This window comes from Umezawaea sp. (genome assembly GCF_036375055.1).
GTDB lineage: Bacteria > Actinomycetota > Actinomycetes > Mycobacteriales > Pseudonocardiaceae > Umezawaea.
In genome coordinates this window covers 62,430-86,107 of the sequence record NZ_DASUSQ010000180.1, presented here as the reverse complement: position 1 = coordinate 86,107, position 23,678 = coordinate 62,430, and the positions used below count along the sequence as shown (strand labels likewise).

Annotated in this window: 19 protein-coding genes; 15 read left to right on the top strand and 4 right to left on the bottom strand. The window is 71.4% G+C overall.

Annotated elements, in window-relative coordinates:
- Window positions 1-81 precede the first annotated feature (81 nt).
- Window positions 82-1,020: an acyl-CoA desaturase gene (locus VFZ92_RS42085; protein WP_330883761.1), complete on the top strand. Its 939-nt coding sequence runs from the start codon at window positions 82-84 to the stop codon at window positions 1,018-1,020.
- Between the two features lie 137 nt (window positions 1,021-1,157).
- The gene (locus VFZ92_RS42080; protein WP_330883778.1) at window positions 1,158-1,751 is read left to right on the top strand and encodes a TetR/AcrR family transcriptional regulator; all 594 of its coding nucleotides are present in this window, start codon (window positions 1,158-1,160) and stop codon (window positions 1,749-1,751) included.
- Here the strand turns inward: VFZ92_RS42080 and VFZ92_RS42075 are convergent.
- Window positions 1,748-2,875: a PQQ-dependent sugar dehydrogenase gene (locus VFZ92_RS42075; protein WP_330883759.1), complete on the bottom strand. Its 1,128-nt coding sequence runs from the start codon at window positions 2,873-2,875 to the stop codon at window positions 1,748-1,750. The two genes, VFZ92_RS42080 and VFZ92_RS42075, sit on opposite strands and share 4 nt — an antisense overlap.
- A gap of 36 nt (window positions 2,876-2,911) precedes the next feature.
- Entirely contained in the window at window positions 2,912-3,469 is a 558-nt protein-coding gene (locus VFZ92_RS42070; protein WP_330883757.1) for a DUF4291 domain-containing protein, read from the bottom strand.
- A 115-nt stretch (window positions 3,470-3,584) separates the two neighbouring features.
- On the opposite strand from VFZ92_RS42070, the gene mfd reads away from it, so the two are divergent.
- The 5 genes from mfd (at window position 3,585) to VFZ92_RS42045 (ending at window position 13,328) form a co-directional block, all read left to right on the top strand.
- Window positions 3,585-7,172: a transcription-repair coupling factor gene (gene mfd, locus VFZ92_RS42065; RefSeq protein WP_330883755.1), complete on the top strand. Its 3,588-nt coding sequence runs from the start codon at window positions 3,585-3,587 to the stop codon at window positions 7,170-7,172.
- Window positions 7,173-7,184: 12 nt separating this feature from the next.
- On the top strand, window positions 7,185-8,141 hold the full coding sequence (locus VFZ92_RS42060) for a hypothetical protein (RefSeq protein WP_330883753.1): 957 nt from the start codon (window positions 7,185-7,187) through the stop codon (window positions 8,139-8,141).
- 2 nt (window positions 8,142-8,143) lie between these two features.
- The gene (locus VFZ92_RS42055; RefSeq protein WP_414720126.1) at window positions 8,144-9,115 is read left to right on the top strand and encodes a MazG family protein; all 972 of its coding nucleotides are present in this window, start codon (window positions 8,144-8,146) and stop codon (window positions 9,113-9,115) included.
- Window positions 9,112-12,303, top strand: coding sequence for a S41 family peptidase (locus VFZ92_RS42050; RefSeq protein ID WP_330883749.1), 3,192 nt, complete (start codon window positions 9,112-9,114; stop codon window positions 12,301-12,303). Before VFZ92_RS42055 ends, VFZ92_RS42050 begins: the two co-directional genes overlap by 4 nt.
- A 179-nt stretch (window positions 12,304-12,482) precedes the next feature.
- Window positions 12,483-13,328: a lytic murein transglycosylase gene (locus tag VFZ92_RS42045; RefSeq protein WP_330883747.1), complete on the top strand. Its 846-nt coding sequence runs from the start codon at window positions 12,483-12,485 to the stop codon at window positions 13,326-13,328.
- 252 nt (window positions 13,329-13,580) lie between these two features.
- On the opposite strand, the gene VFZ92_RS42040 is transcribed toward VFZ92_RS42045, so the two are convergent.
- Window positions 13,581-13,967 (bottom strand): tetratricopeptide repeat protein, encoded by a 387-nt coding sequence (locus VFZ92_RS42040; protein WP_330883745.1) that lies wholly within the window; start codon window positions 13,965-13,967, stop codon window positions 13,581-13,583.
- A gap of 78 nt (window positions 13,968-14,045) precedes the next feature.
- Window positions 14,046-14,795 carry an alpha/beta hydrolase gene (locus VFZ92_RS42035; protein ID WP_330883743.1) on the bottom strand — a complete coding sequence of 250 codons (750 nt, stop codon included), beginning with the start codon at window positions 14,793-14,795 and terminating at the stop codon, window positions 14,046-14,048.
- Window positions 14,796-14,953: 158 nt separating this feature from the next.
- Between VFZ92_RS42035 and eno the strand changes: the two genes are divergently transcribed.
- The 8 genes from eno to VFZ92_RS41995 all read left to right on the top strand — a co-directional run bounded on the left by eno (window position 14,954) and on the right by VFZ92_RS41995 (window position 23,670).
- Window positions 14,954-16,240: a phosphopyruvate hydratase gene (gene eno, locus VFZ92_RS42030; protein WP_330883741.1), complete on the top strand. Its 1,287-nt coding sequence runs from the start codon at window positions 14,954-14,956 to the stop codon at window positions 16,238-16,240.
- Between the two features lie 5 nt (window positions 16,241-16,245).
- Entirely contained in the window at window positions 16,246-16,746 is a 501-nt protein-coding gene (locus VFZ92_RS42025) for a septum formation initiator family protein (RefSeq protein WP_330883739.1), read from the top strand.
- The gene (locus VFZ92_RS42020; RefSeq protein ID WP_330883737.1) at window positions 16,743-17,231 is read left to right on the top strand and encodes a DUF501 domain-containing protein; all 489 of its coding nucleotides are present in this window, start codon (window positions 16,743-16,745) and stop codon (window positions 17,229-17,231) included. The genes VFZ92_RS42025 and VFZ92_RS42020 overlap by 4 nt, the downstream gene beginning before the upstream one ends.
- A 239-nt stretch (window positions 17,232-17,470) precedes the next feature.
- Window positions 17,471-18,832 carry a lytic transglycosylase domain-containing protein gene (locus VFZ92_RS42015; protein WP_330883735.1) on the top strand — a complete coding sequence of 454 codons (1,362 nt, stop codon included), beginning with the start codon at window positions 17,471-17,473 and terminating at the stop codon, window positions 18,830-18,832.
- A 114-nt stretch (window positions 18,833-18,946) separates the two neighbouring features.
- Window positions 18,947-19,900, top strand: a complete 954-nt coding sequence (locus tag VFZ92_RS42010) for a Ppx/GppA phosphatase family protein (RefSeq protein WP_330883733.1) — start codon at window positions 18,947-18,949, stop codon at window positions 19,898-19,900.
- A 158-nt stretch (window positions 19,901-20,058) separates the two neighbouring features.
- A complete protein-coding gene (locus VFZ92_RS42005; protein ID WP_330883731.1) occupies window positions 20,059-21,678 on the top strand; it encodes an ABC transporter substrate-binding protein in 1,620 nt (539 codons plus the stop codon).
- Window positions 21,679-21,776: 98 nt separating this feature from the next.
- Window positions 21,777-22,709, top strand: coding sequence for an ABC transporter permease (locus tag VFZ92_RS42000; protein WP_330883729.1), 933 nt, complete (start codon window positions 21,777-21,779; stop codon window positions 22,707-22,709).
- Entirely contained in the window at window positions 22,702-23,670 is a 969-nt protein-coding gene (locus tag VFZ92_RS41995) for an ABC transporter permease (protein ID WP_330883727.1), read from the top strand. The genes VFZ92_RS42000 and VFZ92_RS41995 overlap by 8 nt, the downstream gene beginning before the upstream one ends.
- Window positions 23,671-23,678: the final 8 nt, after the last annotated feature.

Below are 23,678 nucleotides of genomic sequence, written 5' to 3'. Positions count from 1 at the left end.
CAAGGATGCCCTAACCTACGCTTCCGTAAGTTACGGATGCGTAGGTTGAGTCCCGACCCCACACACCCCGAGGTACGACGCATGACCAGCACCATCGGCCGGTCCACCGGCAACGGTCCGAAACCGATCATCGACGGACGGCGCGGCACCGCCGAGCAGATCTCCGTCCACGTGTTCGTCGTCGTGCCGTTCCTGGCACTGCTGGCCGCCGTCCCGTTCGCGTGGGGCTGGGGCCTCGGCTGGGTCGACGTGGTCCTGTTCGCCGTCTTCTACTGCCTGGCGGGCCTCGGCATCACCGTCGGCTACCACCGCTACTTCACCCACGGCTCCTTCAAGGCCAACCGGGCGCTGAAGATCGCGCTCGCGGTCATGGGCAGCACCGCCCTCCAGGGCCCGGTCATCGACTGGGTCGCCGACCACCGCCGCCACCACGCCTTCTCCGACCGCGAGGGCGACCCGCACTCGCCGTGGCTGTTCGGCACCGGCCCCGCCGCACTGGCCAAGGGCTTCTGGCACGCCCACACGGGCTGGCTGTTCGACCGCGACAACACCAACGCGCGGCGCTTCGCCCCCGACCTGCTCGCCGACGACGACCTGGTCGGGGTCAACCGGCGGTTCGTGCTGTGGACCGTCGTGAGCCTGCTGGCCCCGGCGGTGCTCGGCGGCCTCGTCACGCTGTCCTGGCAGGGCGCGCTGAGCGCGTTCTTCTGGGCCGGGCTGGTCCGGGTCGCGTTCCTGCACCACGTCACGTGGTCGGTGAACTCGATCTGCCACATGATCGGCGACCGACCCTTCGCCGCCCGCGACAAGTCCGCCAACTTCTGGCCGCTCGCGGTCCTGTCGTTCGGCGAGTCGTGGCACAACCTGCACCACGCCGACCCGACGTGCGCCCGCCACGGCGTGCGGCGCGGCCAGGTCGACATCTCCGCGCGGCTCATCCGCGTGTTCGAGCGGCTCGGCTGGGCGACGAACGTCCGCTGGCCCGACGAGCAGCGCCTCCGGCGCATCAGCCGGACGTGATCCCCGCGCGCCCCTCGCCACGGGTCGCGTGGCGAGGGGCGCGCGTTTTGCCAGGTCGCCGTGCGCCTAGGGTGACCGGGATGACGGCGAGACGGCGCAAGGGCGACCCCGACGCGGCTCCGGTCGCCAGGGTCCGGATGACGGGCAAGGAGCGGCGCGAGCAGCTCCTCGACGTCGCGCGCGCCCTGTTCGCCGAGAAGGGCTACGAGGTCACCTCGGTCGAGGAGATCGCGCACCGCGCGGGCGTGAGCAAGCCCGTCGTGTACGAGCACTTCGGCGGCAAGGAGGGCATCTACGCGGTCGTCGTCGACCGCGAGATGGAAGCCCTGATGGACCAGATCGTCAACGCCCTGTCCGGCGGGCACCCGCGCGAACTCCTGGAGCAGGCCGCGTGCGCGCTGCTCGACTACATCGAGGGCTCGTCGGACGGGTTCCGCATCCTGGTGCGCGACTCACCGGTCGCGTCGGCGACGGGCACGTTCTCCTCGCTGCTCAACGACATCGCCTCCCAGGTCGAGAGCATCCTCGGCACCCACTTCTCCCAGGGCGGCTACGACCGCAAGCTCGCCGCGCTCTACAGCCAGGCGCTCGTCGGCATGGTCGCGCTCACCGGCCAGTGGTGGCTGGAGGTGCGCAAGCCGAAGAAGGACGAGGTCGCCGCGCACCTGGTCAACCTCGCGTGGCGGGGCCTGTCCCACATGGACCACAAGCCGAGGCTCACGATCCGCTAGCCGCGGGTGACCTTCAGCAGCTCGTCGTCGGTGCCGTTGGACGTCGTGACGTAGAGCGCGCCGTCCGGGCCCAGCCGGGCGCCGCGCAGACGGCCCCTGGTGTCGTCCAGCTCCGGCGGGACCGCCACCGAGTGGACGCCGCCCTCCGGCGTCAGCGTGAACAGCATCAGCTTCGAGCCCTTGAGCGCGCTCACCGCCAGCACGCCGTCCAGGTCGCCCCACTGCGCGCCGGACAGGAACGCCGCGCCGCAGATCGCCTCGGTCGGGTCACCGGACTTCCAGACCGCCTCCACGGCGTCCGGGAACCGGGTGAGGTCGGTCATCGGCACGCTCTCGTCGTAACCGGGCTCGGTGCCGCCCCGGCTCGGGTCCCAGCCGTAGTTCGCACCGGGCTCGACCAGGTTCAGCTCGTCGTCGACGTCCGGCCCGTGCTCGGCGGTGAACACCCGGCCCGTCCTCGGGTGCACGGCCACGCCCTGCACGTTGCGGTGGCCGTAGGTGAGGACCCGGCTGCCGGGCGTGGGGTTGTCCGGCAGCGGCGCGCCCGTCGCCAGGTCGATCCGCAGCACCTTGCCGCCCAGGTTCGCCAGGTCCTGCGAGAACGAGCCCTGCGCCGTGTCACCCGTGCCGACGAGCAGCGCCCCGTCCTGGGCGAGCGTCGGCCTGCATCCCGAGTGCCTGCCGCTCGCGGCCACCGGCAGCCCGCCCAGCAGCGGGTTCTTGACCCGCACGGCGCTGGCGTTGTCGGGGGACAGCTGCCACGTGACGAGCCGGACGTCCTCGCGCGAGGTCTGGCAGGTGGTGAACAGCCGGGAGGTGGCGAAGTCCGGGTGCACCACCAGACCCATCAGTCCACCCTCGCCGCGCGGCTGCACGTCGTCCAGGTCGGCGACGAGGTCGGTCGCCCTGCCGTCCTCGACGAGGGTCAGCTTGCCGGGGCGCTGCGTCACCAGGACTTGCCCGTCGGGCAGGAACCCCACGTCCCAGGCGTGGCTCAGGCCGCCGACGACCTGCTCCACCTTGAGACCGGACGGGGCTTCAGCGGGCGGCGCGCCACCACCGGAGGCCGTTGTCGTGCACCCGGCTGCGAGAGCCAAGACCAGAACCCCGACGAGTCTGCTCATGTGTCCACAATGACTGGTTCGAGGTGTGGTCGGTGTTCAGGCCGAGGCGCCGAGGTGCTCGCGGACGTCCTCCGGCAGCGGGTACGGGCGCTCGACCGGGAGCAGGGCGGTGGCCTCGTCGAGCGAGCCCGCGCGGACCAGTGCGTGGACCTCCCGCGCCAGCGGTGTCACGTCGGTCAGCCCGGTGATCCACTCGGCGACGTAGCGGGTGCTGGTCGCGCCCGCCAGGCCGAGTTGCAGGGAACGGTGGTCGAGGGCGTTGTGGTGCAGGTCGCGTTCGGGGTCCCACTGGACGCGGACCTCCGGCTTGCGGACCGAGCGGTCGTGGCTGAGGACGGCGTCCCGCAGCGCCGACTCGAAACCCGAACGGGTCACGCGCACGGCCAGCACGTGCTCCTGGCCCTCCTTCAGGCCCCAGCCGCAGCGGTACATCATCCACAGGAACGACGGCTTCACCCATGTCATCCGATCGGGTTTGAAAGGGGGCACGAACGTGCCCGCCTCCAGCGCCTGCAACGCGATGGCGGGCGAATACGCCTGGTAGACGGTGATGTGCCGATCGTCGTAGTCGGCCCTGACCTCTTTGTGCTTCACCACTCCAGCGTGCCGGGCGCCGCAACCGAGTTACGCTGGAGGCCGAGAACCCCTCCCTGGGAGCAATCAGTCCCAGGCAGGGGTCTGTCCGCGTTTCACGCACAGGAGCCCCGAAATGCCCCAGCCCGGCCCGCTGTCCGGCCTGCTGACCACCGTGCTGTCCGACAAGGCGCTGCGCGCGCTGGTCGACGCCGCGGACGAGCCGTCGCTGGAACTGGAGGGCCCACCCGCCGCGCGCCCGCTGGTCACCGCGGCGCTGGCGTCGGCGCGGGGTGCCGACCGGCCGGTGCTGGTGGTGACGGCGACCGGGCGCGAGGCCGATGAGCTGACCTCCGAGCTGTGCGACCTGATCGGCCCGGACTCGGTCGTGCACTTCCCGTCGTGGGAGACGCTGCCGCACGAGCGGCTGTCGCCGAGGGCGGACACGGTCGGTGCCCGGTTGCAGGTCCTGCGGCGGCTGGCGCACCCGGAGGAGCACCCGGCGGGGGCGCTGAGGGTCGTGGTGACGACCGTCCGCAGCCTGATCCAGCCGATGGCGCCCGGACTGGGTGAACTCACGCCGGTCCACCTGGAGGTGGGGGTGGAGTTCGACTTCGCCGAGCTGGTGCAGCGGCTGGTGGACGTGGCCTACGCGCGGGTCGACATGGTCGAGAAGCGCGGTGAGTTCGCGGTGCGCGGCGGGATCCTGGACGTGTTCCCGCCGACCGCCGAGCACCCGCTGCGGGTCGAGTTCTGGGGCGACGAGGTCAGCGAGATCCGGCCGTTCTCGGTGGCCGACCAGCGCTCGCTGCCGACGGAGGTGCGCGGGTTCACCGCGCCGCCGTGCCGCGAGATGCTGCTGACCGACGACGTGAAGGCGCGCGCGGCGGCGCTGTCGGCCGAGCACCAGGGGGACGCGCACCTGGTGGAGATGCTCGACAAGATCGTGAACGGCATCCCGTCCGAGGGCATGGAGGCGCTGATCCCGGCGCTCTGCGAGGGCGAGCTCCAGATGCTCACCGACATCGTCCCGGACGGCACGCGGGTGCTGCTGGCCGACCCGGAGAAGATCCGGGCCCGCGCGCAGGACCTGGTGCGGACCGGCCAGGAGTTCCTCGAAGCGTCGTGGATGGCTGCGGCGGGCGGCGGCAAGGCGCCGATCGACCTCGGCGCGTCGGCGTACCGGAGCCTGGCCGAGGCGGCGGACGCGGCCCGCGCCAGGGGGCGGGCGTGGTGGACGCTGAGCCAGCTCACCAGCGAGGGCGAGGACGTGCTGCGCCTCGACCTCAAGCACGTCGAGGCCTACCAGGGCGACATCGAGCGGGCGTTCGCCGACCTGCGCGCGCACGTCGCGACCGGCGGCACGGCGGTGCTCGTCGTGCCCGGAACGGGGACGGCGCAGCGCGCGGCCCAGCAGCTCCGCGACGCCGACGTGGCGTCGACGCTGGCGGAGGACGGCCTGGTCGAGCCGCCGAAGGCCGGACTGGTCACGGTGGTGCGGGGCACGCTCGAAGAGGGCTTCTCCATCCCCGAGCTGGCGCTGGTGGTGCTCACCGAGACGGACCTGACCGGCGGTCGCGGCGGGACGTCCACGAAGGACATGCGCAAGATGCCGTCGCGGCGGCGCAACAGCGTCGACCCGCTGGCCCTGCGCCCCGGCGACTACGTCGTGCACGAGCAGCACGGCATCGGCAAGTACGTGGAGATGGTGCAGCGCACGGTCGCGGGCGCGACCCGCGAGTACCTGGTGCTGGAGTACGGCTCCAGCAAGCGCGGCCAGCCGGGCGACCGCCTGTTCGTGCCGACCGACCAGCTCGACGACATCTCGCGGTACGTCGGCGGCGAGCTGCCTACGTTGAACAAGCTCGGCGGGTCGGACTGGAAGAACACGAAGACCAAGGCTCGCAAGGCGGTCAAGCAGATCGCCGCCGAGCTGGTGCAGCTCTACGCGGCCCGCCAGTCCGCGCCGGGCCACGCGTTCGCGCCGGACACGCCGTGGCAGCGGGAGCTGGAGGACGCGTTCCCGTTCACCGAGACGATCGACCAGATGGCGGCGATCGACGAGGTCAAGGCCGACATGGAGCGGTCGGTCCCGATGGACCGGGTCATCTGCGGCGACGTCGGCTACGGCAAGACCGAGATCGCGGTGCGGGCGGCGTTCAAGGCGGTGCAGGACGGCAAGCAGGTCGTGGTGCTCGTGCCGACGACCCTGCTGGCGCAGCAGCACCTGAACACGTTCGCGGAACGCATGCGCGCGTTCCCCGTGACGGTGAAGGGGCTGTCGCGCTTCACCGACTCGCTGGAGGCCGAGCAGACCGTCGCGGGGCTGGAGGACGGCTCGGTCGACGTCGTCATCGGCACGCACCGGCTGTTGCAGAAGGGCTTGCGGTACAAGGACCTCGGCCTGGTGATCGTGGACGAGGAGCAGCGGTTCGGCGTGGAGCACAAGGAGCACATCAAGGCGCTCCGCACGCACGTCGACGTGCTCACCATGTCCGCGACGCCGATCCCGCGCACCCTGGAGATGAGCCTCGCGGGCATCCGGGAGATGTCGACGATCCTGACCCCGCCGGAGGAGCGCCACCCGATCCTGACCTACGTCGGCGGCTACGACGACAAGCAGGTCGGCGCGGCGATCCGGCGCGAGCTGCTGCGCGACGGCCAGGTCTTCTACGTGCACAACCGGGTGTCGTCGATCGAGAAGGCCGCGCGCAAGATCCGCGAGCTGGTGCCGGAGGCGCGGGTCGTGACCGCGCACGGCCAGATGAACGAGGACAAGCTCGAGAAGATCATCGAGGGCTTCTGGGAGAACGAGTACGACGTGCTCGTGTGCACGACGATCGTCGAGACCGGCCTGGACATCTCGAACGCGAACACGCTGATCGTCGAGCGCGGCGACATGCTCGGCCTCTCGCAGCTGCACCAGCTGCGGGGCCGCGTGGGCCGTGGCCGCGACCGCGGGTACGCCTACTTCCTGTACCCGCCGGAGTCGCCGCTCACCGAGACCGCGCACGACCGGCTCGCCACGATCGCGCAGAACACCGAGCTGGGCGCGGGCATGGCGGTCGCGATGAAGGACCTGGAGATCCGCGGCGCGGGCAACATCCTCGGCGCGGAGCAGTCGGGCCACATCGCGGGCGTCGGCTTCGACCTCTACATCCGGCTGGTCGGCGAGGCCGTGGAGGCGTTCCGCAAGCACGCCGGGGCCGAGTCGGAGGTCGAGGAGGAGCTGGCCGACGTCCGGATCGACCTGCCGGTCGACGCGCACATCCCGCACGACTACGTGCCGGGCGAGCGGCTGCGGCTGGAGGCCTACCGCAAGATCGCCGCCGCCGGGGACGCCGCCGCCCTCCAGGCCGTGCTGGACGAGCTGAAGGACCGCTACGGCACGCCGCCGCTGCCGGTCGACCGGCTGCTCGCGGTCGCCACCCTGCGCCAGGCGTGCCGCCGCCACGGCGTCACCGAGGTCGCGACGCAGGGCAACACGATCCGGTTCGCGCCGCTGCCGCTGAGGGACTCGCAGCTCGTCCGGCTGCGCAGGCTGCACCCGAAGGCCGTGTACAAGGAGTCCGTGTCCACGGTGTCCGTGCCGCGGCCGACGGAGGGCGCCGCGGGCGGCCGAATGGGTGCACCGCAGCTCCGCGACCAGGAGTTGCTCGACTGGTGCGGGCACTTCCTGGAGTCGTTGGCGGGTAGCGCTGTGAGCGTGACCACTGGGACGTGAGAAGGTAGCTTCGTGAGCACTGTGCTGAGGTCCCGGTACCGTCGATTCACCCTGCTCGGCGCTGCTGCCGCGCTGCTCCTCGCGGGCTGCGGCTCAGGTCCGGCGCAGGCTGGTTCGGCCGCGATCGTGGGCGACACCGTGATCCCGCTCAACCTCGTCCAGGGGAGGCTGTCGAGCTACCTCGACCGCCAGCCCGAGGACGCGCGGACGCAGGAGGGCGGCGCGCCGCAGGCGAAGTTGGACAAGACCGCGCGCGACATCCTCACGTTCAAGATCCAGCACGAGCTGACGCTGCGGGCCGCCGACCGCGAGAAGGTCAGCGTCTCCGAGGACATGCTGAGCGACCTGCTGGAGCAGGCGGGCGGCGCCGAGCAGCTCAGCGAGGGCACGTTCTTCGACGCGAACACCTTCCGCGACGAGCGCGCCCGCGACCAGCTCCTCCAGGTCGAGATCGGCCGCAAGTACGCGGACAAGCTCGCGGTGAAGTTCGACTACTTCTACGCGAACGACACGCAAGAGGCGATCGACAAGGCCAAGCAGGTCTCGCGCGACCCGAGCAAGATGGCCCAGTTCGTCCGCGACGCCAAGCAGAAGGACTCGCAGGCGGGCGAGGAGAACGCCCAGGTGTCCTCCGCGCAGTCGCCGCAGCTCGCGACCACGCTGCTGTTCGGCGTGGCGGAGAACACGGTGATCGCGTTCCCGCCGTCGCCCGAGCAGGGCAACTGGATCGTCGCGCACGTCAAGGAGCGCTCCACGGACGCGCGGCCGTCGGCCGAGGGCTCGTCGCAGGAGCTGACGCCGGACGTGCTCGCGGGCATCGGCCTGCGGATGCTCCAGCCGCTGTCCGACGAGCTGAACATCCGGGTCAACCCGCGCTACGGCGTGTGGGACACCTCCACGATGGGTCTCGCGCCGAGCGAAGGCGAGAAGGCGGGCTTCCAGATCGCCGTCCAGCAGCCCAAGCCGTGACGCTGGCCCCTGGGTGCGCCGTCGTCCTGCGCGGCGCCGGTGACGTGCTGCCGGTCGCCGCGCTGCCGCACCTGCGCGGCGCGGTGCACGTGTTCGGCGTCGACGAGCCGCCGCCCGCGCCCGAGCAGCTGGTGAAGCTGGCCCGCGACGAGTCCGTCGTGCTCGTCGCGGTGTCGGCCGCCGACCCCGCCGCCGCGGCCCTGGCCGCCGAGGGCGCTCCCGTGGTCCGCCTGCCCGTCGGTGCGGGCCTGCTCGACGCGGTGGCCGTGATGGACCGGCTGCGCTCGCCCGGCGGGTGCCCGTGGGACGCCGAGCAGGACCACGACACGCTCCGGCAGTACCTGGTCGAGGAGACCTTCGAACTGCTGGAGGCCATCGAGGACGGTGACCGCGCGGCCATGCGCGAGGAGCTGGGCGACGTGCTGCTCCAGGTCCTGTTCCACGCCCGCGTCGCCGCCGAGCACGGCTCGGACGCGTTCACCGTGGACGACGTGGCCGCCGAACTGGTGGCGAAGCTCGTCGGCAGGCACCCGCACGTGTTCGCGGGCGGCGACTCGGGATTGGATGCCGCCTCAGCCGAGCAGCGTACTTCGGCGGGCGTGCGCGACTCCTCGACGCAGCAGGTGCGCTGGGAGGAGCTGAAGCAGCAGGAGAAGCAGCGCGAGTCCAGTGTGGACGGTGTCGCGCTCGGCCAGCCCGCCGTGGCGCTCGCCGCGAAGCTGGCGCAGCGCACCGGGCGAGCGGGTTTCCCGGTCGACCTCCTCCCCGAGGGCGACGACTCCGGCACGACCCTGTTCGTGGTGGCGGCGCTGGCGAAGCTCGCGGGGGAGGACCCCGAAACCGAGCTCCGGGCGGTGGCCCGCACGTTTGCGGGCAACGTCCGCGCGGCCGAGACCGCGGCACGTCTCGAAGGAATCACCACTCTCGACACCGAGGACTGGCGCCGGTTCTGGCCCGCTAACGTCGAGGTGTGATCGAACCCGCATACCTCCGCTTCCCGCACCTGCACGACGACCTCGTGACGTTCGTGGCCGAGGACGACGTCTGGCTGGCCCCGATCGACGGCGGTCGGGCGTGGCGGGTGACCGCCGACCAGGTGCCGGTCAGCAACCCGAGGTTCGCCCCGGACGGCTCCACCCTCGCCTGGGCCAGCACCCGCGACGGGGCTCCCGAGGTGCACGTCGCGCCGGTCGAGGGCGGGCAGTCGCAGCGGCTGACGCACTGGGGGCACCGCACGACCAGGGTGGCCGACTGGACGCCGGACGGCGCCGTGGTGGCCGTGACCGCCGCCCGTGAGGCGACGTCGGACCGGTCGTGGGCGCACGCCGTGCCGCTCGACGGCGGACCCGCCGGGCGGCTGCCGTTCGGCTGGGTCGGCGACGTCGCGCACGGCCCCGACGGGGTGCGGGCGATCACCAGCTCCTACGGCCGCGACCCGGCCTGGTGGAAGCGCTACCGCGGCGGGTCGGCGGCCAAGCTGTGGCTCGACCTCGACGGCGACGACGAGTTCCACCGGATCCTGCCCGAGCTGACGTCGTCGCTCACCTCGCCGATGTGGGTCGGCGGCAGGCTCGCGTTCCTGTCCGACCACGACGGCGTGGGCGGTGTCCACTCCGTCCTCCCGGACGGCACGGACCTGCGGCGGCACACCGAGCAGGAGTTCTACGCCCGCGCCGCGACCACCGACGGCACCCGCGTCGTCTACCAGCACGCGGGCGAGGTGTGGCTGCTGGACGGCCTGGAGGCCGAGCCGCGGCGGCTGGACGTCCGGCTCGGCGGGCCGCGCAACTCCCGCAGGCCGCGGCACGTCAGCGCGAGCCACAACGTCGAGGACGTGTCGCCGGACAGGACGGGCCGCGCCAGCGTGGTCGAGGTGCGCGGCACCGTGCACTGGGTGACGCACAGGGACGGCCCCGCCCGCGCGCTGGCCGAGCAGCCCGGCGTCCGCGCCAGGCTGCCGAGGGTCATCGGCGAGTCCGGCCAGGTCGTGTGGGTCACCGACGCCGAGGGGGAGGACGGGCTGGAGTTCGCGCCCGTCGGCGGCGTCGAACCGGGCAACACGCCCCGCCGCGTCGCGGTCGGGCAGCTCGGGCACGTGGAGGAGCTGGTGGTGTCGCCCGACGGCCGCCGGATCGCGGTCGCCACCCACGACGGCAGGCTGCTGCTGGTCGACGTGGAGTCCGGCGAGCTGCGCGAGGTCGTGTCCGGCGCGAACCCGCTCGTGAGCGACCTGGCGTTCTCGCCGGACTCGAACTGGCTCGCCTGGTCGCACCCCGGCCCGAGGCCGTTGCAGAACATCAGGATGGCGAACACGACGGACCTGTCCACCGTGGACGTGACGCCGCTGCGGTTCACCGACTTCTCGCCCGCGTTCACCGAGGACGGCCGGTACCTGGCGTTCCTGTCGGTGCGCAGCTTCGACCCCGTCTACGACGCCTACGTGTTCGACCTGTCGTTCCCGACCGGCTGCCGCCCGTACCTGCTGCCGCTCGCCGCGACCACGCCGTCGCCGTTCGACCCGTACCGGCTCGGCAGGCCGATCGGCGACGACGACCCGTCGGACAAGGCGAAGGACGGCGACGACGAGAACCCGATCACCGTCGTGGACCTGGACGGCCTGGCGGACCGCGTGGTGACGATCCCGGTGGCCGCCGCGCGCTACGCGCAGCTCACCGCGGCCAGGGGGAACCTGCTGTGGCGGCGCAGCCCGCTGGTCGGCGTGCTCGGCGACAACATGGCCAGCCCCGACGCCCGACCGCCGCGGTCGGTGCTGGAGCGCTTCGACCTGGCCAAGCTCAAGGCCGAGGTGCTCGTCGACGGCCTGGACGGCTACTCCGTGACCGGCGACGGGCAGCGGATGGTCGTCACCGACGGCTCGTCGCTGCGGCTCGTGCCGACCGACCGCAAGGTCGAGCCCGACGACGAGTCCGACTCGATCGACATCGACCTGTCCCGCGTGCGGGTCGTCGTGGACAGGGCCGCCGAGTGGCACCAGGCCTACGCCGAGGCCGGGCGGCTGATGCGCGACAACTTCTGGCGCACCGACATGGGCGGCGTCGACTGGCAGGGCGTGCTGGACCGCTACCGGCCGCTGGTCGACCGGCTGGGCAGCCACTCCGACCTGGTCGACCTGCTGTGGGAGGTGCAGGGCGAACTCGGCACGTCGCACGCCTACGTGGGCGGGGGCGGCGGGTACGGGGGCCGCTCGCAGGGCCTGCTCGGCGCCGACGTCGCCCGCGACGAGGGCGGGGCGTGGCGGATCACCCGGATCATCCCCGGCGAGACGTCCGACCCCGCGGCCCGCTCGCCGCTGGCCGCGCCCGGCGTGGCGATCCGCCCCGGTGACGCGCTGGTCGGCGTGGACGGCCGCCAGGTGGACCCGCTCACGGGCCCCGCGCCGCTGCTCGTCGGCACCGCGGGCAAGCCCGTGGAGCTGACGGTCCGCCCCGGCGGCGGTGGCGAGCTGCGGCGGGTGGTCGTGGTGCCGCTCGACGACGACTCCGCGCTGCGCTACCACGCCTGGGTCGCCGGTCGACGGGCTCGCGTGCACGAGCTGTCGCAGGGCCGCGTCGGCTACCTGCACGTGCCGGACATGATGGGCGGCGGCTGGGCGCAGCTGCACCGCGACCTGCGGGTCGAGCTCCAGCGCGAGGCGATGGTGCTGGACGTGCGCGAGAACTCCGGCGGCCACACGTCCGAGCTGGTCGTGGAGAAGCTCGGCAGGCGGATCATCGGCTGGTCCGTCGCCCGCGGCTACACGACCTCCGACAGCTACCCGTCCGAGGCGCCGCGCGGGCCCGTGGTCGCGGTGACCGACGAGTTCGCGGGCTCCGACGGCGACATCGTGAACGTCGCCATCAAGGAGCTGGGCATCGGCCCGATCGTCGGCACCCGCACGTGGGGCGGTGTCATCGGCATCGACAGCCAGTACTCGCTGATCGACGGCACCCCGGTCACCCAGCCGCGCTACGCGTCCTGGTTCGAGGGCCACGGGTGGGGCGTGGAGAACCACGGCGTCGACCCGGACGTCGAGGTGGTGATCACGCCGCAGGACCGCGTCGCGGGCCGCGACCCGCAGCTCGACCGGGCCGTAGAACTGGCGCTGGAGGCACTGGTCACCCGTCCCGCAGCCGTCCCGCCGCAGCTCCCGCCCCTGGCTTGAGCGGGAGGGGGCCGCCGCGGAACGCGGCGGCCCCCGAACCCGAACCGGTTCCGGAAATCGCGTCCGCACCGCCCTCGCACCCGTCAGGTGCAGGCAAAACGGCCGGAGCGGACGAGGTTGCTCCGTTCGACACTGATCACATCCCGGTCACGGGCCGATTTGGCACGTAGCCTGGGGCCGTGGTCGTGACTCCGCCGTCCAAGCTCACCCCCTCGCCGCGTCCGCGCGGCGGGGCAGGCGGCTTCGCTGGACGACTGGGCCTGGCCCTGCTCCTGCTGATGATCGTCGCCGCGGGCGCGTGGGGCCTGGCAGCACTCGACCGCAAGCCGTACGTGCCCCCGAAGGCCGAGTTCCCCGTCCCGTTCCAGCTGGTGGAACCGGGCACGGACGTCCCGGACGAAGCGGGCCGGGTCCCCCAGGCCGCCCCGTCCGGCGGCCAGTCCGACACCGCCGACCCGATGGACGAGTGGACCCGCAAGGTCTCCGAGAAGACCGACATCCCCCGCAGGGCGCTGCGCGCCTACGCCACGGCGGACCTGGTGATGAGGGCGCAGTCACCGGGCTGCCGCATCTCCTGGGCGACGCTGGCGGGCGTGGGCAGGGTCGAGTCGCACCACGGCTTCATCAACGGCGCCAAACTGGGCGACGACGGCAGGACGACCCTCCCGATCATCGGCATCCCGCTGGACGGCAGACCGGGCGTGAAGGCCATCAACGACACGGACGGCGGCAGGCTGGACGGCGACACCACCTGGGACCGAGCGGTGGGCCCGATGCAGTTCATCCCCACGACCTGGGTCAAGTACGCGCAGCGGGCGAACGGTGACGGCAGCCCGCCGGACCCGCAGAACATCGACGACGCGGCCCTGGCCACAGCCCGCTACCTCTGCTCGGGCAGCCGGGACATGGGCAGCAGCGAGGGCTGGTGGGCAGCGGTCTGGCAGTACAACAACTCGACCGAGTACGGCCAGAACGTCTTCAGCGGCGCGGACGCCTACGCCAGAGCCAGCGTGACGATCGAATGACCGGGACGATCGAACCAGCGGGTCCGGTTCACCCGCAAAGCCACCGCCAACGCCCCAGGTCCATTCGCGCCTTGGCCCCGACCCAGCGGTGAGCAACCGCCCCCGGTCCACTTCCGCGGCTGGGCACAACAACGAGCTGTCGCTTTCCGGCGTGGCGGTGAGCAGCCGTTTCCCGGCCTGTCGATGAATTGCAGCTTTCCCGCCTTGACAAACCGGGCAACCACGGAGACATTCGCAAATCGGGGTGACCCCCTACCGCTCCCGCCGATCCCGATCCACGGCGATCCGAGCCGCAACCTCCCCCAGGGCCTCCTGGTACTCAGGAGATGGATTCATCACGGCGGCCATCCTCAACTGGGCCAAAGCCTCCGGGAAACGACTCTGCCGCTGCAACGTCTTCCCCAGCGCGAACCGCGCGTAGTGGTCACTCGGATCGATCTCCAGCACCTTCCGGAACGCCTCCTCGGCACGGTGCAGCTGGGCGGACCCCAGATAGGCCCGCCCGGCGAGCAGCTGCACGCTGGGGACGTCCGGCGCGACGTCGAGCACCGTGCGCAGCTCCCGCAACGCCTCGAGGGGACGGCGTTCGGACAGCAGCGCCTCGGCCCGGCGGAACGCCTCGAAGGTGCTGTCGGTCATGGTTCGATCAACGCTACCCACCGATCGCGTCTTCCTCGACAGCCGTCCGGATGACACGACTCCGTGTCGCGTGGACTTTCACCCGACCAGTGAGGCGTGCAGCCGGGTCAGCAGGGGGACCAGCGCGTCGGGTTCCTCGACGTGCGCGTTGTGCCCGACGCCCGGCAGCACCACCCCTCCCGGATCGACCGCGAGCAGGTGCTCGGGTGGGCACATCGGGTCGCGTTCGCCGGCAGCCAGCACCACCCGCGCCCGGCTGGCCGCGACCAGCGCGGCCATGTCCGGGGCGCCGACGCCGTAGGCGGCCGGGTCCAGGGCGAGCCGCCACCCCTCCGAGGTCTCCACCAGCGCGTCGTCGACCAGCGGCGAGTCCGACGGCACGAGCCCCCACAGCCCGGCGACCTTCAGCGCCCGTTCGGCGGCCTCCTCGCGGGACGGGAACACCTTCGACGGCCGACCGGCCAGCTCACCGGCCTTCGCCAGCTCCTGCTCGGTCCAGCGGACCTTGATGCCGAGTCCGCACACGACGTCGACCGCCGGTCCGAACCGGCCCGAGCCGAGCGCGAGGGCGACCACGCCGCCCAGCGAGTGGCCGAGCACCGCGACGGGCCGGTCCACCGGCACGACCGGGGCGAGCGCGGCGGCCAGCGCGTCGAACGAGCACCCCGCCAGCGGGGCCGACCGGCCGTGCCCCGGCAGGTCGGGGACCAGCCACGCACCCGGCCACGCCCGCGCGGCGTCGAGCCACACGCCGCCGGTCGCGCCCAGCCCGTGCAGCAGCACGAGCGCCGGGCCGTCGGTCCCACCTGTTCGCACGTGAACGGTCACCGCGCTGATCCTGCCGGTCGGACGGCCGCGTGCACAGGTCCGCCATTCGGACGCGCGCCCCGGTGATCACCACGGCATTTCGCGTGCCTGCGACGAGGCCCGGAGCCGCACAAGTAGGCTCGGGGCCGAGACGACATGCAGCTGAATAGGGAGCGCAAGTGGCGGTCATCGAGCAGGTCGGCGCACGGGAGATCCTGGATTCCCGAGGCAACCCCACGGTCGAGGTGGAGGTGGCGCTGGACGACGGGACGTTGGAGCGCGCCGCGGTTCCCTCCGGGGCCTCGACCGGTGAGCACGAGGCGGTCGAGCTGCGCGACGGCGACCCCAAGCGCTACAACGGCAAGGGTGTTCTCCGCGCGGTCACCGCGGTGCTGGACGAGATCGGCCCCGAACTCGTGGGCATCGAAGCCGTGGAACAGCGGGTGGTCGACCAGAAGCTCGTCGACCTCGACGGCACCCCGGACAAGTCGCGCCTCGGCGCGAACGCGATCCTCGGCGTCTCGCTCGCCGTGGCCAAGGCGGCGGCGACGTCCAGCGGCCTTGAGCTGTTCCGCTACATCGGCGGCCCGAACGCGCACGTCCTCCCGGTGCCGATGCTGAACATCCTGAACGGCGGCTCGCACGCCGACACGGACGTCGACATCCAGGAGTTCATGATCGCGCCGATCGGCGCGGAGTCCTTCCGCGAGGCGCTGCGCTGGGGCACCGAGGTGTACCACTCGCTCAAGTCCGTGCTGAAGGGCAAGGGCCTGGCGACCGGTCTCGGCGACGAGGGCGGCTTCGCGCCGAACCTGTCGAGCAACCGCGACGCGCTCGACCTGATCCTGGTCGCGATCGAGAAGGCGGGCTTCACGCCGGGCCGCGACATCGCGCTCGCGCTGGACGTGGCGGCGACGGAGTTCTACTCCGACGGCGCTTACACGTTCGAGAAGTCGAAGCGCAGCGCCGAGCAGATGACCGGCTACTACACCGAGCTGGTCAACTCCTACCCGATGGTCTCCATCGAGGACCCGCTGTCCGAGGACGACTGGGACGGCTGGGTCCAGATGACCGCCGAGCTGGGCGAGCGCGTCCAGATCGTCGGCGACGACCTGTTCGTCACCAACCCGGAGCGCCTGGAGGAGGGCATCTCCCGCCGCGCGGCCAACGCGCTGCTGGTGAAGGTCAACCAGATCGGCACGCTGTCGGAGACCCTCGACGCGGTCTCGCTGGCCACGTCGTACGGCTACAAGTCGATGATGAGCCACCGCTCTGGCGAGACCGAGGACACCACCATCGCCGACCTCGCGGTCGCGACCGGTGTCGGCCAGATCAAGACCGGTGCGCCCGCCCGCGGCGAGCGCACGGCGAAGTACAACCAGCTCCTCCGCATCGAGGAGACCCTGGGCGACGCCGCTCGCTACGCGGGCGACCTGGCCTTCCCGCGGTACACGCCGGAGGCCTGAGCCCCGTGCCCCAAGCCGATCGGGACCGGCGCCGCCGGCGGAGCCCAGCTCCGTCGGCGGCCCGGCCTGACCGCGCCCGCCGTCCAGCGCCGTCCAAGGCCCGCACCCGCGCGGGAGCGGGCACGGGCGGCGCGTTCGGCATGTCCGGCACCCGCCGTGCGGCGCTGCTCGCGATGGTGCTGTGCGCGCTCGCGCTCAGCATCGCCGTGCCGCTGCGGACGTACCTGGCGCAGCGCGACGAGCTGCGCCAGGTGACCGCGCAGCAGGGCCAGCTCGCCGCCGAGGTGGCGAAGCTGGAGCAGCGGCAGGCCGAGCTGAACGACCCGGCGCAGGTCGAGGCCGAGGCGCGCAAGCGGCTGCACTACGTGCGGCCCGGCGAGACCCCCTACATCGTCCAGCTCCCCGGTGACGAGGAGCGCACACCCGAACAGGAGAGGCCGGCCAAGGCGCCGGCCGCGAACACGTCTTGGTACCAGCAGTTGTGGCAGTCGGTGGCGAAGAGATGACGATCGAGCAGGAGGACCGCGACTTCGTGGCGTCCCAGCTCGGCCGGGCGCCGCGCGGGATGCGCAGGATCTCGGCGCGCTGCCCCAGCGGGCACGCGTCGGTCGTGCAGACCAACCCCCGGCTGGAGGACGGCACGCCGTTCCCGACGCTGTACTACCTGACGTGCTCGCGGCTGAACTCGTTGGTCAGCACGCTGGAGGGCTCCGGCCTGATGCGCGAGATGACCGAGCGGCTCGCCGAGGACGAGGAGCTGGCCGCCGCGTACCTGCGGGCGCACGAGGCGTACCTCGCGGAGCGGGACGCGATCGAGTCGCTCGGCACGAAGGTCACCGCGGGCGGGATGCCGGACCGGGTCAAGTGCCTGCACGTCCACGTGGCCCACTCGCTGTCCGTCGGCCGGGGCGTGAACCCCTTCGGCGACGAGGCGCTCGACCGGTTGGCCGAGTCCTGGCCCAGCGGCGACTGCGCGGCCCCCGGCTCCTGAGCGGCTTCGGCCGTTCGGACCACCGCCCGCGGTCGTGGCGCGCATCACCGTCAACGGTGAAAAACCCGTCACGCAACCGTTCCACCGCCGGTTCGTTGGACAAAGTCGTGTCCTGTTGGCAACGAGTTCCCGTGACACGGCGATGTCAATGAGGCAGGGTTGTGGATGGGGAAGAGCGTGATGCGGTTCGCCGGACCGGGTCCGGCGGGTGGCGATGAGGCTCAGGGAGTGAGTGTTTCGTGGCAGTGCGGAAAAAACGGGGCCGCAAGCGCAAGGCGAGAAGGGTCGTCGCGGGCACCGCGACGATGACTCCGCGCCAGTGGGGCATCGCCGCGACGGTCACCTGCGCGATGCTCACGCCGACGCTGCTGACCGGGACCGGCACCCTCGACTGGATCAACGCGTCCAACCGCTCCGACATCGCGGCCGAGTCGCCGGGCCCCGGCGACGTGCTCAGCGCGATCCGCGCCCGCGGCGCCACCGACGACCAGCTCGGCGCGGGCGGCAGGCTCCCCGAGACCGACGAGCTGAGCGCCGCGTTCCTCGCCGACGCCGACGACCTGGAGTCGCTGCGCGGCGGGCTCAACCCGTTCGACGACCTCGGCGAGGGCGTCCCCGGCATCCCCGGTGTGATGCTGGAGGCCTACCAGCGGGCCGAGGAGCGCCTGGCCGCGACCAAGCCCGGCTGCAACATGTCGTGGTCGCTGCTCGCCTCCATCGGCCGCATCGAGTCGAACCACGCGCGCGGCGGCCGGGTGGACGCCAAGGGCAACGCCACCCCCGCGATCCTCGGCCCGGTGCTCGACGGCCAGGGCTTCGCCGCGATCCACGACACGGACGGCGGCGCCTTCGACGGCGACTCGACGTGGGACCGCGCGGTCGGCCCGATGCAGTTCATCCCCGGCACCTGGGCGGCGTTCGCCGCGGACGGCAACGGCGACGGCGAGAGCAACCCCAACAACATCTACGACGCCACGGTCGGCGCGGGCAACTACCTGTGCTCCGGCGGCGGCGACATGGACGACCCGGTGCAGCGGGCGCAGGCGATCTTCCGCTACAACCACTCCGACGAGTACGTCGCGACCGTGATGGCGTGGGCGATCCAGTACGAGGAGGGCGTCGACTCGCTGCCCGACCTCAGCGGCTCGGACGCCGACTACTACTACCCGCCGTACGACTACGACGACTACCCGGACGTCCCGCCGACGGGCGACACCGGCACCGGCAACCCCGGCTCGTCGTCCACGTCGAACCCGCCGCAGTCGAGCTCCTCGTCGTCCAGCACGACCACGTCGAGGTCGACCACCACCACGACGACGCCGCCGACGAGCGGCACGACGACCACGCTCATCCCGAGCTGCCCGACCTTCCCGACGTCGACCACCACGACCACCGGCGGGACGACGACGAGCACCACGACGTCGACCACCCCGACGACCACGACGACCATCTCGGTGCCGCCGGGCTGCCCGACGCCCCCGCCGCCCACCACCACCACGACGACGACCACCACGACCGCCGAGGGGTCCTCACCCGCGTCCGGCTCGTCGCCCGCCGCGGGCAGCTCGGTGGCCGCGTCCTCGTCGATGAAGCCCGCGTAACCGCGTCCAACCCCGTACCGGAGGGGAACCCAGCGTCCGCTGGGTTCCCCTCCGGTCGTTCGCGGCGCTCCCGGCGGCTACCGTCCTGCGCGAGCACACACGAGGAGGACTGCGATGGCACGGGTGGCCGCGATCGACTGCGGGACGAACTCGATCCGCCTGCTGGTCGCTGACGTGACCACGGGCGACGACGGCGCCCACCGGCTCCGCGACGTGCACCGCGAGATGCGCGTGGTCCGGCTCGGCCAGGGCGTGGACGCCACGGGCGTGCTCGCCCCCGAGGCCATCGCCCGCACGCGGGCCGCGCTGCTGGACTACACGGCGGTCCTGCGGCGCAAGGGCACCGAGCGCGTGCGGATGGTCGCCACGTCCGCGACCCGCGACGCCGCCAACCGCGACGAGTTCTTCGCGATGACCGCCGAGGTGCTCGGCGTGGAGGCCGAGGTCATCACCGGCGACGAGGAGGCCCGCCTGTCGTTCACCGGCGCCGTGGCCGACCAGGAGCCCGAGGAGGGCCCCTTCCTGGTCTCCGACGTCGGCGGGGGCTCCACGGAGCTGGTGGTGGGCACCTGGGACGGCGTCCGGAGCTCCGTGGAGGCCGGTCTGTCGGTCGACGTCGGCTGCGTGCGGCTGACCGAGCGCTGCCTGCGCTCCGACCCGCCGACGGCCGCCGAGGTCGACGAGGCGGTCCGCGTGGCGTCCGACGTGCTCGCGGAGGCGTTCGCGGCCGTGCCGGTGGCCAAGGCGCGGGGCTGGATCGGTGTCGCGGGCACCGTGACGACGCTGGCCGCCATCGCGAAGGACCTGCCCGCGTACGACTCGGACGAGGTCCACCTCACCCGGATCTCGCTGGACCGGGTGAGGGAGATCACCGGGCGGCTGCTCGCGATGAGCCGCGACGAGCGCGCGGCCATCGGGTCGATGCACCCCGGCCGGGTCGACGTGATCATCGGCGGGGCGCTGGTCGTGCGGACGATCGCCGACCACCTGGCGGCGAACACCGAGGTCACGGAGCTGATCGCGAGCGAGCACGACATCCTGGACGGCATAGCGTTCGCGCTCGCCTGAAGTGGTAATTGGTATTGATCGTGACGTGTTCGTGACAGCCCAATCCAGCGGCCTGCGACATTGCCGCATTACCGTCCCTCTCACGTTCTGGGAATCCGCCCTTCGGGGGGTGAGGTACTCCGCCGCCGCGGAGTCGCCAGATTAGGTGGGAGGGATGTATGTCGCGATCACGCTCGATCTCGTGGCTCGCACTACCGGTCGCGCTCGTCATGACGCTGACCGCTTGCGGTGGCGGGACGAGTTCGGACAGTGCGGCAGGGACCAACGAGGAGGGCACGGTGTCGATCTACGGCACTGAGCCCAAGGCGAACCTGCTGCCCGCGAACACCACCGAAGCCGGTGGCTCGAAGGCCGTGGAGGCGCTCTACACGCGCCTCGTCGGCTTCAAGGCCGAGGACGGTTCGACCTACAACCTGGCGGCCGAGTCGATCACGACGAGCGACGCCAAGGTCTACACGATCAAGCTCAAGCAGGGCTGGAAGTTCCACGACGGCACCGACGTGAAGGCGAAGAACTTCGTCGACGCGTGGAACTACGGCGCCTACGCGCCGAACGCCCAGCAGGGCTCCCCCTTCTTCGCGCAGATCCAGGGCTACGACGACGTCTCCCCGGCCACCGAGGGTGCGGCCCCGACCGCGGAGAAGATGTCCGGCCTGGAGGTCGTGGGCGACTACGAGTTCAAGGTCACGCTGAAGGGCCCGTTCTCGGTCTTCACCAGCCAGATCGGCTACCTGCCGTTCTCGCCGCTGCCGGACGCGTTCTTCGCCGACCCGAAGGCCTTCGAGGCGAAGCCGATCGGCAACGGCCCGATGAAGTTCGTGTCGCGCACGCCGAACGCCCTGATCAAGCTGGAGCGCTTCGCCGACTACCAGGGCGAGGACAAGGTCCACTTCAAGACCCTGGACATCAAGATCTACTCCAGCCAGGAGACCGCGTACCAGGACCTGGTCGGCGGCAAGCTGGACTTCATGGAGGCGCTGCCCCCGTCGGCCAAGATCGGCGACAAGCACAAGTCCGACCTCGGTGACCGCGTGCTCAACGCGAACCTGCTCGGCATCAGCACCATCGGCGTCCCGTACTACGTGCCGGGCTTCGACAACCTGGACCTGCGCAAGGCCATCGCGCTGGCCATCAACCGCGACCAGATCACGAAGACGGTGCTCGCCAACTCCTACGCGCCGGTCGACGGCTGGGTCCCGCCGGGCATCGACGGCTACGAGCCCAACGTGTGCGGCGACTTCTGCAAGTACGACAAGGAGAAGGCCAAGGAGTACTTCACCAAGTCGGGCTTCACCGGCAAGCTGACGATCCAGTCGAACGCCGACGGTGGCCGCAAGGAGCCCCTGGAGGCGGCCTGCAACTCCATCAAGGACGCGCTCGGCGTGGACTGCGAGTTCGTGGGCGCGACCAACTTCGGCGCGTTCCGGCAGATCGTCGACGGCCAGCAGCTCACCGGCATGAGCCGGTCGGACTGGTCCGCCGACTACCCGTCGATCGAGAACTTCCTCAACCCGATGTACAAGACCGGCGGGTCGTCCAACGACACCACCTACAGCAACCCCGCGGTGGACGCGCTGCTGGCGAAGGCCGACGGCACGGCCGACAAGAACGAGGCCATCAAGGTCTACCAGGAGGCCCACAGGCTGATGGCCAAGGACCTGCCGTCCATCCCGGTCTGGACCGAGAAGGGCATCGGCGGCTACTCGAAGAACCTGAGCGCCGCCAAGCTGACCTTCAAGCGCGACGGCGAACTGGCCGCCTTCCGCGTCAAGGGCTGACCCCGAACGGCTAACCGAGCAACGGTCCGGCTCCGCGAGCACCACCGCGGAGCCGGACCCGCGTTCAGGCGCATCCCACCACGCAAGGAGCCACAGGCATGGGTCGCTACGTGCTGCGACGCCTACTCCAGCTCATACCGGTGTTCATCGGGACCACGTTCATCATCTACGCCCTCGTCTGGGCGATCCCGCAGGACCCGTTCGCGGGCAAGTGCGGGCAGAGGCCGTGCCCCGAGTCCTACATCGCCGCGATGAGCGAGAAGTTCAACTTCGACGACCCGCTCCCCCTCCAGTACCTGAAGTACATGGGCAACGTGGTCACCGGCGACTTCGGCGACACGTTCTCGGGCATCTCGGTCGGCGAGCAGATCGCCACCGCCTACCCGACCACGGTGAAGCTCGCGATCATCGCGCTGCTCATCGAGGCCCTGATCGGCATCACCGCGGGTGTCCTCACCGGTCTGCGCAAGCAGGGCTTCCTGGACAACCTCGTCCTGGTGTCCACGCTGTTCCTGATCTCGCTCCCGGTGTTCGTCACGGGCTTCGTGCTGCGCCTCTACCTCGGCCCGCAGGGCCTCGACCTGTTCGACGTGGGTGTGGACTCGACCGACCCGACGTTCGCCCAGCTGATCCTGCCGGGCTTCGTCCTCGGCAGCACGTCGATGGCCTACGTGGCCAGGCTGACCCGCAGCAGCATCGCCGAGAACCGGCACGCGGACTACGTGCGCACGGCCATCGCCAAGGGGCAGCCGACCCGCCGCGTCGTCGGCGTGCACCTGCTGCGCAACTCCCTCATCCCGGTGATCACGTTCCTCGGCACCGACCTGGGCAGCCTCATGGGCGGCGCGATCGTCACCGAGGGCGTGTTCAACATCAACGGCATCGGTGGCCTGATCTTCCGGGGCATCCAGGAGAAGGAGGGCATCACCGTCACCGGCGTGGTCACGATGCTCGTCCTCGTCTACCTGCTGATGAGCCTGGTCGTCGACCTCCTGTACGCCGTTCTCGACCCGAGGATCCGCTATGAGTGACCCTGGTGCCAGCGGCGCCGGGCTGGAGAAGGCCGCCGCCTCCGCCGTGGGCGACCTCAGCCACGTGGACGACTCGTCGCAGAGGCAGGGCAAGCCCCGCAGCCTGTGGAGCGACGCGTGGGGCGAGCTGCGCCGCAAACCGACCTTCATCATCTCGCTGGTGATCATCTTCATCGTGGTGGTCATGGCCGCGTTCCCGTCGCTGTTCACCTCGGTGGACCCGCGGGCCGCGAACCTGGACAACTACCTGAAGACGCCGTCCGCCGACGCGTGGTTCGGCTACGACGTGCAGGGCTACGACGTGTACGCCCGCGCCGTCTACGGAGCCAGGGCCTCGCTGCTCGTCGGCCTGTTCTCGACGCTGCTCACGGTGCTGATCGGCTCCGTGGTCGGCATCTTCGCCGGCTACGCGAAGAGCTGGGTCGACAGCCTCCTGTCCCGCTTCGGCGACATCTTCGCGGGCGTCCCGTTCGTGCTGGGCGCGATCGTCATCCTGACGACGTTCAACTCGCCGACGGAGAACCCCAGCGCGGTGCGGATCATCACCCAGGTGGTGCTGTCCATCGCCGTGCTGTCCTGGCCCGTGTCGATGAGGATCATGCGGTCCGCGACGCTGGTCGCGAAGCAGCAGGACTACGTGAAGGCCGCCCGCGGCCTGGGCGCGAGCCCGCTGCGGATCGTCTTCCGGCACCTGCTGCCGAACACCGTCGCGCCGGTGCTGGTGTACGCCACGATCGCGCTCGGCGCGTTCATCGGCGCCGAGGCGACGCTCGCGTTCCTCGGCATCGGCCTGCGCCCGCCGGTGGTGTCCTGGGGCGTGATGATCAGCGAGTCCCGCGACTACTTCCAGGCGGCGCCGCACATGCTGCTGTTCCCCGCCGGGTTCGTGACGATCACCGTGCTGGCCTTCGTCATCCTGGGCGACGCCGTGCGCGACGCCCTCGACCCCAAGTCGCGATAGGAGTTCCG

Coding starts and splice junctions, on each gene's coding strand:
- VFZ92_RS42085 (WP_330883761.1), top strand. CDS start 82: ATGACCAGCACCATCGGCCGGTCCACCGGCAACGGTCCGAAACCGATC.
- VFZ92_RS42080 (WP_330883778.1), top strand. CDS start 1,158: ATGACGGGCAAGGAGCGGCGCGAGCAGCTCCTCGACGTCGCGCGCGCC.
- VFZ92_RS42075 (WP_330883759.1), bottom strand. CDS start 2,875: ATGAGCAGACTCGTCGGGGTTCTGGTCTTGGCTCTCGCAGCCGGGTGC.
- mfd (WP_330883755.1), top strand. CDS start 3,585: ATGCCCCAGCCCGGCCCGCTGTCCGGCCTGCTGACCACCGTGCTGTCC.
- VFZ92_RS42040 (WP_330883745.1), bottom strand. CDS start 13,967: ATGACCGACAGCACCTTCGAGGCGTTCCGCCGGGCCGAGGCGCTGCTG.
- VFZ92_RS42020 (WP_330883737.1), top strand. CDS start 16,743: ATGACGATCGAGCAGGAGGACCGCGACTTCGTGGCGTCCCAGCTCGGC.
- VFZ92_RS42010 (WP_330883733.1), top strand. CDS start 18,947: ATGGCACGGGTGGCCGCGATCGACTGCGGGACGAACTCGATCCGCCTG.
- VFZ92_RS42005 (WP_330883731.1), top strand. CDS start 20,059: ATGTCGCGATCACGCTCGATCTCGTGGCTCGCACTACCGGTCGCGCTC.
- VFZ92_RS42000 (WP_330883729.1), top strand. CDS start 21,777: ATGGGTCGCTACGTGCTGCGACGCCTACTCCAGCTCATACCGGTGTTC.
- VFZ92_RS41995 (WP_330883727.1), top strand. CDS start 22,702: ATGAGTGACCCTGGTGCCAGCGGCGCCGGGCTGGAGAAGGCCGCCGCC.